We start from the raw sequence: 11,734 nt of genomic DNA, 5'->3' as shown, positions 1-11,734 counted from the left end.
GGGGCGGGCCGGCTCGTTTCGCTCCGGGCGCCGTCCATGGGCCGGCCCTCATACAGGAGTGCTGAGCACCCGGGGTTCGTAGCGCACGGGCTCGAAGGTCGCGGCCACGATGGCACGCAGGGCCTCGAGGCTCCCGGAGACGATCCCGGCGGCCCGGGCCTGGACGAGGACGTTGCCGATCGCGGTGGCCTCGACCGGGCCGGCGTAGACGGTACGACCCGTGCGGTCGGCGGTGAGCTGGCACAGCAGGGTGTTCTGCGACCCGCCGCCGACGACGTGGACGGTGCGGATGCTCCGCCCGGACAGCCGCTCCGCCTGCTCGATCGTGGTGGCGTACGCCGCGGCCAGGGACTCCAGGATGGACCGGACGACCTCGGCGCGGGTCCGCGGGGGCTCCACATCGTGCTCCCGGCACCAGTCCGCGATGCGGGCGGGCATGTCCCCGGGAGCGGTGAAACGGTCGTCGGTCGCGTCGAAGACCGGGACCGGGCGGGAGACGTCGGCGGCCTCGGCGATCAGCGCGGAGAGGGCGGTGCCGCGCTGGGCGTCGGTGGCCCCGGGACCCCCCCAGCTCCGGAGGGACTCGGAGAGCAGCCACAGCCCGGAGACGTTCTTGAGGTACCGCACCCGTCCGTCCACGCCGCCCTCGTTGGTGAAGTTCGCCGCCCGGCTCTCCGGGGTGAGCACCGGGACGTCCAGCTCGACGCCGACCAGCGACCACGTGCCCGAGGAGATGAAGGCGGAGTCGTCGCCGGTGGAGGGGACGGCCACCACCGCGGAGGCGGTGTCGTGTGAGCCGACGGCGGTGACCTGCAGCTCCTGTGACACGCCGAGATCGTGGGCGACCTCGGGCAGCAGCGCACCGATCCCTGCCCCGGGAGGGACGACGGGGGCGAACAGGGTGCGGGGGACACCCAGCCGGTCCATCAGCTCGGCGTCCCACTGCCGGGCCCGCACGTCGAGCAGACCGGTGGTGGAGGCGTTGGTCGCCTCGGTCACCTGCTGCCCCGTGAGCCAGTAGCCGATCAGGTCGGGGATCAGCAGCGCCCGGTCGGCCAGGTCGAGGTCCCCCGAGACCCGGTCGGCGGCCACCTGGAAGAGGGTGTTGAAGGGCAGGTGCTGCAGTCCGTTGCGCCGGTACAGCTCCTGGGCCGGCACGCGGGCGTGGACCGCCTCCACCCCGGCGGCGGTGCGCTCGTCGCGGTAGTGGTAGGGCACCCCGAGCATCCGCCCGCCCCTCAGCAGGGCGTAGTCCACGGCCCAGGAGTCGACGCCGATCGAGACGACGTCGGGCTCCTCCCGGCACGCCTGGGCGAGCCCGGCGCTCAGGGAGCGGAAGAGCTCGGTGATGTTCCAGTGCAGGCCCGCCCGGTTCCCCTCGTGCAGGCGCACCGGCTGGTTGGGGAACCGGGCGACGTGGCGCAGACGCAACCGCCCGTCGTCGACGCCCCCCAGGACGACCCGCCCGCTGGTGGCCCCGAGGTCGACGGCGGCCACCGCCGCGCCGCTGCTCACGGCGCTCACCGCAGGAACGCCGCGGCCACGCCGGCGTCGACGGGCACGTGCAGGCCCGTGGTGTGGGAGAAGTCGGCGGTGCACAGGGCGAAGACCGCGTTGGCGACGTTCTCGGGCAGGACCTCGCGTTTGAGCAGGGTCCGCTGGGCGTAGTACTTCCCCAGCTCCTCCTCCGGCACCCCGTAGACGGCCGCGCGCTTGGCCCCCCAGCCGCCGGCGAAGATCCCGGAGCCGCGCACGACGCCGTCGGGATTGATGCCGTTGACCTTGATGCCGTGTTCGCCCAGCTCGGCGGCCAGCAGCCGGACCTGGTGGGCCTGGTCGGCCTTGGTCGCGGAGTAGGCGATGTTGTTGGGGCCGGCGAAGATCGAGTTCTTCGAGGAGATGTAGACGATGTCCCCGCCCAGCTCCTGGGCGATGAGCACGCGGGCGGCGTTCTTGGAGACCAGGAACGAGCCCTTGGCCATGACGTCGTGCTGGAGGTCCCAGTCCTGCTCGGTGGTCTCCAGCAGCGGTTTGGACAGGGAGAGCCCGGCGTTGTTCACCACGAGGTCCAGCCCGCCGAAGGCCAGGACGGCCTCGGCGATCGCGGCCTGCACGGCCGCCTCGTCGGCCACGTTCACCGCCACGCCGACGGCGACGTCGGTGCCGCCGAGTTCCGCCGCCGCGGCCCGGGCCTTCTCCTCGTCCAGGTCGGCGATGACCACGCACGCCCCCTCGGCGGCCAGGCGGGTGGCGATGGCCTTGCCGATCCCCGACGCCGCCCCGGTGACCAGGGCGATCCGGGTGGCCAGCGGCTTGGGCGCGGGCATGCGCCGGAGCTTGGCCTCCTCCAGCGCCCAGTACTCGATGCGGAACTTCTCGGCCTCGTCGATGGGCGCGTAGGTGGAGATCCCCTCGGCCCCGCGCATCACGTTGATCGCGTTGAGGTAGAACTCCCCGGCGACCCGGGCCGTCTGCTTGTCCTTGCCGAAGGAGAACATCCCGACGCCCGGCACGAGCACGATGGCCGGGTCGGCCCCGCGGATGGCCGGGGAGTCGGCCGTGGCGTGGCGGTCGTAGTAGGCCTGGTAGTCGGCCCGGTACGCCTCGTGCAGCTCCTTGAGGCGGGCGATCGAGTCCTCGACCGGGGCGCCGGCGGGCAGGTCCAGGACCAGGGGCTTGACCTTGGTGCGCAGGAAGTGGTCGGGGCACGAGGTGCCCAGCGCCGTCAGGCGGGGGTGCTCCGCGGCGGCGAGGAACTCCAGGACCCGGGGGTCGTCGGTGAAGTGGCCGACCTGCGGGCGGTCGGCCGAGGCGAGTCCCCGGATCACCGGGGCGAGGGCGGCGGCCTTGGCCCGGCGCTCGGTCTCCGGCAGGGCTCCGTAGCCGTCCAGGGCCGGGCCGAAGGGCTCGGGCTCCGAGTGCTCGGCGATGTACGCCTCGGCGGTGTCGATGATCCACCGGGAGGCGGACTCGGCCTCCTCGCTGGTGTCACCCCAGGCGGTGATGCCGTGGCCGCCGAGGATGCAGCCGATCGCGTCCGGGTTCGCCTGCTTGATGGCGGCGATGTCCAGGCCCAGCTGGAATCCGGGTCGGCGCCAGGGCACCCACACGACCTTCCCGCCGAAGATCTCGTCCGTGAGCGCCGGGCCTTCGGCGGCCGTGGCGACCGCGATGCCGGAGTCCGGGTGCAGGTGGTCCACGTGGGCGGCGTCGACCAGTCCGTGCATGGCGGTGTCGATCGACGGGGCGGCCCCGCCCTTGCCGTGCAGGCAGTAGTCGAAGGCCGCGACCATCTCGTCCTCGTGCTCGACCCCGCGGTAGACGCCGGTCAGGGCACGGACCCGGTCCAGGCGGAGGGTGGCGAGGCCCTTCTCGGTGAGGGTGCCGAGGTCCCCGCCGGAGCCCTTGACCCACAGCAGCTCGACGTCCTCGCCGGTGACCGGGTCGGTCGTGGTGCCCTTCGCGGAGGTGTTGCCCCCGGCGTAGTTGGTGTTCTTCGGGTCGGCGCCCAGTCGGTTGGAGCGGGCGATCAGGTCCGCGACGGCGGGATGCGTGGTCTCGACGAGTGAGTGGGTCATGGCGGTTTCCTTGCGTTCGGTGGTCGTGCGGCGGGCGCAGTGCTGGAGCCGGGGCTACGCGCCCCAGCTCGCCGGGGCGCCGCCGACACGGTCGGCGGTGATGGACTCCTGGTACCCGGAGGCGGCGTAGGCGGCCATCGGGTCGGCCGGCAGTCCGCGGGTCTCGCGCCACTCGGCCAGCGCGGGCCGGACGTCGGTGTAGAACGCGTCCATGAGGATCTGGTGGGCACCCAGGACGTCACCGGCGTCCTGGGCGGCGGCCAGGGTCGCACGCTCCAGCAGCAGCGCGCGGGCGGTCATCTCCTGGACGTTGAGCACCGAGCGGATCTGACCGGGGATCTTCTCCTCGATGTTGTGGCACTGGTCGAGCATGAACACCACCCCCGTCGCCGGATCCAGACCGCCCCCTCGGACCACCTCGACCATGAGGCGGAAGAGCTGGAACGGGTCCGCCGCGCCCACGATGAGGTCGTCGTCGGCGTAGAAGCGGGAGTTGAAGTCGAAGGAACCGAGCTTCCCGAGCCGCAGCAGCTGGGCCACGATGAACTCGATGTTGGTGCCCTGGGCGTGGTGGCCGGTGTCCAGGCACACGGTGGCCTTGGGCCCGAGCGCCGCGCAGTGCACGTAGCTGGTGCCCCAGTCCGGGACGTCGGTGTGGTAGAACGCCGGCTCGAAGAACTTGTACTCCAGAACCATCCGCTGGTCCTCCCCCAACCGGTCGTAGATCTCCTGCAGGGACTCGGCCAGCCGGTCCTGGCGGCCGCGGATGTCACCCTGCCCGGGGTAGTTGGTGCCGTCTGCGAGCCAGATCTTGAGGTCCCGGGAACCGGTGGCGTCCATCACGTCGATGCACTCGAGGTGGTGCTCGATCGCCGCGCGCCGCACTGACGGGTCCAGGTGCGTGAGCGAGCCGAACTTGTAGATGTCGTCCTGGAAGGTGTTGGAGTTGATCGTGCCGATCCCCACGCCGAGGTCCTCGGCGTGGCGGACCAGCGCCGAGAAGTCGTCGACCTTGTCCCACGGGTAGTGCAGCGCCACCCGAGGGGCCAGGCCGGTCATGCGGTGGACCATGGCGGCGTCGGCGATCTTCTCCTCCGGCGTGCGCGGGGTGCCCGGGGTGCCGAACACCTTGAACCGGGTGCCGGAGTTGCCGTAGGCCCACGAGGGGACCTCGATGGCTTGGGAGGCCAGCTGGGATGCGATGTCGTCGAAAACAGGCATGTATTTCACACCTTTCGTGGGAGGCGGCACCGGAAGCCGGCACGACGCCCAGCCTCCGCGTATGAATCGTTTCATGAGCCTACGGCGTGATACTGACCACGTCAATGGCGACAGGCGGAGCCATGGTGACCCCTCGGAGCCACTCGATTTCCGAGCGGGGACGCTGCTCCCTGCGGGAAGCCGATGCGGACCCCCGCAGCCCACCGCCCCGGGTGTCGCGGTCAGCCACGGTTGCGGTCGAGAAGCGGCCGCAGGCCTACCATTGCAGGGCTGGCGACCGATGCGCCGGCGGGGACACTGGTGGGCCACCCCCGCAGGTGGCGAAGCTGATGGACCCACCGAACGCCATGGCGGCCGGACCGGTCCGCCCTGTCTGCCGCACCCCCGCGCCCGTGACACGCCCAGGCTTCAATCCCGCCACCGTCACGCAGAAGTGTGACTCTTGACACGCGGTAACCCGTGTGTAAACGTTTCAACTTGAAACGACTCAGATCGGAGCATCAACGATGGCACCGGCTATTCCTCAGCAACATCCCGTAGAGCAGAACCCCGTCGTGCAGGCAGCCGAAGCGCGGGCCTCGGCCGCGGCTCACGCCAGAGAGCCGGAAACCCCTCCGGCTCGCCGCCGGGGCAGGGCGGCCGGTCGAGCGCCGTGGTGGTTCCTTGCCCCCGCAGCCGCGCTGTACCTCTTCGTGGTGGTATGGCCGAGCCTCCAGGGCACGGTCTTCGCCTTCACGGACTGGGACGGGCTCTCTGCTGATCGGAACTTCGTGGGGCTGGCGCAGTTTCGCCGCATTCTCGCCGACCCCGGAGCTTTCGGCGCCATCATCCACACCCTGCTCATCGCCGCGGGGATCGTCATCATCCAGAACTTCATCGGTCTTCTGCTCGCCCTCGGGGTGAACACCAAGATCAAGAGCCGCAACGTCCTCCGGGTGGTCCTCTTCGCGCCGGCGGTGGTGACTCCCGTGGCCACCGCGTATCTGTGGAAGTTCATGTACACGCCCGACGGGGCCCTCAACCAGCTGCTCGGCGTGGTGGGCCTGGAGTCCCTCCAGCAGAACTGGCTCGGCGATTCCGAGATCGCCTTGTGGGCCATCGTCGGCGTCGTCGTCTGGCAGTTCGCCGGCTATTCGATGGTCATCTTCCTGGCGGCCCTGCAGGGTGTGCCCCAGGAGATCCTCGAGGCCTCGCACGTGGACGGGGCCGGAGCGTTCCGTCGCTTCTGGTCGATCATCCGCCCCGAACTGGCCCCGGCCATCACCATCAACCTCATGCTGTCCATCATCGGCGGCCTGAAACTCTTCGACCAGGTGTGGGTCATGACCGGCGGCGGGCCCGGCACGGCTACCGACACGATGTCCACGATGATCTACAAGAACGCCTTCCAGTTCGGCGACTTCGGCTACGGCATCGCCATGGCACTCGTCCTCACCATCTTCGTCGCGGTCCTCTCGGGCGCCCAGTACGGTCTGCTCTCCCGACAAGGAGGTTCCAAGTGAATCGCTATACCGGCCGCACGCTGGGGATCGAACTGCTCATGCTCGGCGTCACGGCCCTGTTCTTCGTGCCGCTCTACATCCTCATCAATCTCTCTCTCAAGCGCACCGACGATCAGAGCTCGCCTCTGGCCCCGGTCACGGACATCACGTTCCAGAACTACGTCGACGCCTGGCAGCAGGCCTCGCTCGGCCAGGCCCTGCTGACCAGCGGCTTCGTGACCGTGGTCAGCGTCACACTGATCGTCGTCACCGCCGCCATGGCCGCCTACCGGCTGGCCCGGGTGGCGCGCGGCTGGTCCAGGTGGGCCTTCTACGGGTTCATGGTCGGTCTGCTCCTGCCGTTCCAGCTGGCGCTCATCCCGCTCTACACGACCGTCCGGGACCTGGGGCTGCTGGGCTCACCGTGGTCGCTCGTCCTCTTCTACACCGGCTCGCAGATCCCCTTCTCCATCTTCCTCTACACCGGCTTCATCCGGGTACTGCCCCCGGAGTACGAGGAAGCCGCCGCGATCGACGGGTGCGGGTCGATCCAGACCTTCTGGCGCGTCGTCTTCCCGTTGCTGCGTCCGATCACCGGCACGGTCGTGATCCTCAACGTGCTCCAGGTCTGGAACGACTTCCTCACTCCGCTGCTCTACCTCAGTGGCAGCGGCAACCAGACCGTCCCCGTGGCCCTGTTCTCGTTCGTCAGCCAGTACGTGTCTCAGTGGAACCTCGTGTTCGCCGGCCTCGTCATCACCATCACGCCCATCCTCCTCGTCTACTTCGCCATGCAGAAGACGATCATCCAGGGCTTCGCCGGTGGCCTGAAGGGCTGATCGGCGCTCCATACACACCTTTGCCGCATATCTCTCCATCACAGAAAGCGATCACCATGCGTTCAACACGACTGCTCCCGCCCGTCACCCTCGCCACCACGTTCCTCCTCGTCGGCTGCGGGGGAGGTGGCGACGCCACAGGTGGCGATGGGGGCACGCTGACCCTTGCGGCCACCTCCAATGAGAAGGCAGCTCTCGACGTCGTCGTTCCGGCGTTCGAAGAGGCCAACCCCGACATCGACGTCGAGTACACCACCTCCTCCCTGGACGAGTACCAGACGACGACGCGCACCCAGCTCTCCTCCGGCACCGCCTCCGACATCGTGTTCGTGTGGCCGGGCACCGGCAACCCCATGACCGTGGACACGGTCGGCGGCGGCGGATTCGTCGAGGACATCTCCGACCACGTGGGCGACCTGCCGGAAGGCATCGCCAAGGTCATGGAGGTCGACGGAGCAGCCTACGGCGCACCCGTGTCCTTCTCCGGCATCGGAGCGGTCTACAACACCACTGCCATGGAAGAGGCCGGCCTGACCGCGCCGACCACCCGCACCGAACTCTTCGAGTTCTGCAAGGCCGCACAGGACGCCGGCAAGTCGGCGTTCGCGCTGGGCGCGCAGACCAACTGGGTCACCCAGCTCGTCCCCTACGCTCTCACCCCCACTCTCGTCTATGGCCCCAATCCCGACTTCGCCGAGGACATGGACGCAGGCGAAGCGACGTTCGTCGACTCCGGATGGGAGGACGCTATGGACCAGTACCTCGAGATGCAGGACGCCGGGTGCTTCCAGGACAATCCCCTGGGTACCGACTACGAACGGAGCCTGTCGATGGTGGCGCAGGGAGAAGCCCTCGGCGTCGTCCAGGTGAACTCCGCGGTGCCCCAGATCACTGGCCAGGCGCCGGAGGGCACCGAGCTCAACATGCTGCCCCTGCCCGCCACCGACGACCCCGAGGAGACCCGGATGGCCGGCGCCGCCGGCTCCGCGTACGCCGTCAACGCCTCCTCGGACAACACAGAGAACGCACTGAAGTTCATCGACTTCATCCAGAGCCCCGAGGGCATGAACCTGTATGCCGAGACGAACGCGGCCCTGCCGGCCATCCCCAACGACGAGTTCGACACCCACCCGGCCCTCACCGTCCTGCAGGAGTACCAGCAGGAGGGCAAGACCGATCCGTTCATGGACCAGCTCTGGCCCAACGCCCGGGTCCAGCAGACCCACTTCGCCGTCGTTCAGGAGCTGCTCGGCGGTCAGACGACGGTCCAGGACGCTCTGGCCCAGATGGACGCCGCCTACCAGCAGGGCGCGTAGTCGCGAGCGGCGTCCACGACGTCTCTTGCGCCTCCGGTGCCCGGTTGAGGCTGCGGCGACAGCCGGGCACCGAGCTGCACGACCCACTGTCGTGTCCACAACTGCCTCCTCCATCGACCACCATGACGCCATGTCGGCGTCGTGAGAGGCCGGCGCCACGCTCATTGCAGTGCGCGGCCGACCCCTCAGTCGACTCCTTGACCAACGAACGAAAGTCCTATGAGAGTGAACACTGACATCGCCGTCCGAGACCTCCATTTCGAGAATCACCATTCGATCCCCGTGGCCGGGAGGGCGACCCTGGGCATCGCGGAGGAGCGCCCCCGACTGTCCTGGTGGGTCGACGCACCTGCCGACTGGCAGCAGAAGGCCTACGAGGTGGAGGTTCGTGATGCCGCCGACCGAAGCATCGCCAGCCTCCACGGCCCCGTGGAGGGCCAGGAGTCTCTCTACCTTCCCTGGCCCGGGCCGGCCCTGGAACCTCGGCAGGGCGTCGTGGTGCGGGTGCGGGTGCGCGGGGCGGACGGCGATCCGTCCCCGTGGAGCGATCCGCACCTGGTCGAGCGGGGCCTGACTGCGGCGGACTGGACGGCCGTGCCGGTCTCCTCCGCTCGTCCCGAGGACCCGGAATCCGATCGTCGCCCATCGATCCTACGCCGGGAGTTCTCGGTCGGCGTCGGCGTGGTACGCGCCCGGGTGCATGTTACCGCGCACGGCCTTTTCGAGCTGGAGCTCAACGGCCAGCGCGTGGGCGAAGACGCTCTTGCGCCGGGCTGGACGGTCTACGACCAGCGGCTGCGAGTGTTCACCTACGACGTGACTCAGAGACTGCGGGCCGGGACCAACGCTTTGGGGGCCTGGCTGGGCGACGGTTGGTACCGGGGTCGGCTCGGTTTCAACGGCGGCAACCGCAATCTCTACGGTTCCGACCTGTCCTTGCTGGCGCAGCTCGAGATCGACTATGCGGACGGTTCACGGCAGATCCTCGCCACGGATGACCAATGGCGTTCGGCGCCCAGCCCCATCCTCTTCTCCGGCATCTACGACGGCGAGACCTTCGACGCCCGCCAGGTGCCGGCAGGATGGTCGGAACCCGGCTTCGACCATTCGGCGTGGGAAGGGGTGAGCATCCGTGAACGAGACGTCTCCACCTTGGTGGCCCCGGACGGCCCCCCCATTCAGCACATGCTGACGCTCACTCCGGTCTCGGTCGAGCGGAAGGAGCCGAACCGGGTGATCCTGGACTTCGGGCAGAACCTGGTCGGCCGCCTGGCCATCCGCGCCTCCGGAATCCCAGGGGAGACGATCGTGATGCGCCACGCGGAGGTCCTGCAGGACGGGGAACTCTGCGTCCGGCCTCTGCGCCTGGCCGAGGCCACCGACCGCTACACGTTCGCGACCGACGACGTCGAGTCGTGGGAACCGCGGTTCACCTATCACGGGTTCCGCTACGCGGAGGTGGCAGCCCCCCCGGCAGTCCTGGACGCTCTGGAGGTCGAGGCTCGGGTCTATCACTCGGCCATGGAGCGCACCGGGTGGTTCGAATGCTCTGATGCTGACCTGAACCGTCTGCACGAAAACGTCCTGTGGTCCATGCGCGGCAACTTCGTCGACGTACCCACCGACTGCCCGCAGCGCGACGAAAGGCTCGGCTGGACCGGGGACATCCAGGTGTTCGCCCCCACCGCGATGACGCTCTTCGACGCCACCGGCATGCTCTCGTCCTGGCTGAAGGACCTGTCCGCCGAGCAGTGGGATGACGGCACCGTACCCTGGTACGTGCCTGTGGTACCGGGCCGGGAGATGTGGACCCCGATCCGTCCGGGCGCGGCCTGGGGGGATGCTGCAGTGCTGACCCCTTGGGACGTCTGGTTCGCATCTGCCGATCGAGCCGTGCTCGAGCGGCAGTGGTCCAGTGCGAAGGCCTGGGTGGATCTTCTCGAACGCCGCGCCGGAGAAGACCGGCTGTGGACCGGCGACTTCCAGCTCGGCGACTGGTTGGACCCCTCCGCCCCGCCGGACGATCCGGCCGAGGCCATGACGGACCGCGACTTGGTGGCCAGCGCCTACTTCTCCTGGTCCGCCCGCCACCTGGCCAAGACCGCGCAGGTCATCGGCCGTCAGGGGGACGCCGACCACTACGCAAGGCTCGCCGACGAGGTTGCCGCCGCCATCCGGAACCGCTACCTCGACAAGGACGGTCGCCTGGCCCAGGAGTCGCAGACCGGCTATGCGATGCTCATCTGCATGGACTTGGTGGACGGGGATCTGCTCGCGGTCGCCGGGGTCCGGCTGAGGGAACTGGTCGAAGCAGCCGATCACCGGATCGCCACCGGTTTTGTCGGAACACCGCTGATCTCGGAGGCTCTCACCCGCACCGGCTCCCACGACACGGCGTACCGCCAACTGCTCGAACGCGGCTGCCCCTCTTGGCTCTACCCGATCACCCAGGGAGCCACCACCATCTGGGAACGCTGGGACAGCCAGCTGGAGGACGGCACGATCAACCCGGGCCAGATGACCTCCTTCAACCACTACGCTCTCGGCGCGGTGGCCCGATGGATGTACTCCACCATCGCTGGCCTCGAGCCCATCGAGCCCGGCTGGCGTCGGACACGGTTCCAGCCCCGCCCCGGCGGAGGTCTCACCTGGGCCCGAGCTTCACATCAGTCACCGTACGGACTCGTGGCCATCGAATGGTCCCTCGACCACGGGAGACTGTCAGTCATGACCACGGTCCCCACCGGCGCTACAGCGGAACTCGTGATGCCCGATGGTTCGAAAGTGGACCTCCACCCGGGCACCACCACGACAGTCAGTTCGCTCGCACTCGCGCAGTGACGAACCTTCGAGGAATCCTCGTCGAGTCGCCCGCCGTGCGCATGTTCACCCTGTTGACCAGGGGGGACGCCGTTGTTGATATTCCTACTTCTCCCTTCGGATCGTCCGGCACGTGCCTGCCGGGAAAGAGGCTTGAACCATGTCTTCTGTTGTCTACGACCGTGTGACCTGTCAGTACCCCGGGGCGGCCTCGCCCTCGGTCACCGACCTGTCCCTGGAGATCGCCGACGGGGAGTTCCTCGTCCTGGTGGGCCCGTCGGGGTGCGGGAAGTCCACCACCCTGCGAATGCTGGCGGGGCTGGAGGAGGTCACCGGCGGCAGTATTTACATCGGTGACCGGGATGTCACGCACCTGGCCTCGAAGGACCGGGACATCGCGATGGTCTTCCAGAACTACGCCCTCTACCCGCACATGAGCGTGGCGGAGAACATGGGCTTCGCCCTGAAGATCGCCAAGA

General features: G+C 68.8%; 8 protein-coding genes. 5 read left to right on the top strand and 3 right to left on the bottom strand.

Annotation, left to right across the window (positions count from 1 at the left end):
• Nucleotides 1–48 precede the first annotated feature (48 nt).
• Genes ACH9EU_RS13220 through rhaI form a run of 3 tightly spaced genes read right to left on the bottom strand, consistent with a single transcriptional unit; the run spans nt 49 to nt 4,799 of the window.
• Nucleotides 49–1,515: an FGGY-family carbohydrate kinase gene (locus ACH9EU_RS13220; RefSeq protein WP_396414377.1), complete on the bottom strand. Its 1,467-nt coding sequence runs from the start codon at nt 1,513–1,515 to the stop codon at nt 49–51.
• A gap of 5 nt (nt 1,516–1,520) precedes the next feature.
• Entirely contained in the window at nt 1,521–3,578 is a 2,058-nt protein-coding gene (locus tag ACH9EU_RS13215) for a bifunctional aldolase/short-chain dehydrogenase (protein WP_396414376.1), read from the bottom strand.
• Nucleotides 3,579–3,632: 54 nt separating this feature from the next.
• A complete protein-coding gene (gene rhaI / locus ACH9EU_RS13210; protein WP_396414375.1) occupies nt 3,633–4,799 on the bottom strand; it encodes an L-rhamnose isomerase in 1,167 nt (388 codons plus the stop codon).
• 692 nt (nt 4,800–5,491) lie between these two features.
• On the opposite strand from rhaI, the gene ACH9EU_RS13205 reads away from it, so the two are divergent.
• From ACH9EU_RS13205 to ACH9EU_RS13185, 5 genes are all read left to right on the top strand, one after another.
• Entirely contained in the window at nt 5,492–6,301 is an 810-nt protein-coding gene (locus tag ACH9EU_RS13205) for an ABC transporter permease subunit (RefSeq protein ID WP_396414374.1), read from the top strand.
• Nucleotides 6,298–7,119, top strand: a complete 822-nt coding sequence (locus ACH9EU_RS13200; RefSeq protein ID WP_396414373.1) for an ABC transporter permease subunit — start codon at nt 6,298–6,300, stop codon at nt 7,117–7,119. The genes ACH9EU_RS13205 and ACH9EU_RS13200 overlap by 4 nt, the downstream gene beginning before the upstream one ends.
• Nucleotides 7,120–7,175: 56 nt before the next feature.
• Nucleotides 7,176–8,435 carry an extracellular solute-binding protein gene (locus ACH9EU_RS13195; RefSeq protein WP_396414372.1) on the top strand — a complete coding sequence of 420 codons (1,260 nt, stop codon included), beginning with the start codon at nt 7,176–7,178 and terminating at the stop codon, nt 8,433–8,435.
• A gap of 225 nt (nt 8,436–8,660) precedes the next feature.
• Nucleotides 8,661–11,276: a family 78 glycoside hydrolase catalytic domain gene (locus ACH9EU_RS13190; RefSeq protein ID WP_396414371.1), complete on the top strand. Its 2,616-nt coding sequence runs from the start codon at nt 8,661–8,663 to the stop codon at nt 11,274–11,276.
• Between the two features lie 139 nt (nt 11,277–11,415).
• A partial coding sequence (locus ACH9EU_RS13185) for an ATP-binding cassette domain-containing protein (RefSeq protein ID WP_396414370.1) occupies nt 11,416–11,734 on the top strand: 319 nt, incomplete at its 3' end.

Source organism: Kocuria rhizosphaerae, from assembly GCF_044462265.1.
Taxonomy (GTDB): Bacteria; Actinomycetota; Actinomycetes; order Actinomycetales; family Micrococcaceae; genus Kocuria; species Kocuria rhizosphaerae.
This window is presented reverse-complemented; position numbering and strand designations above follow the sequence as displayed.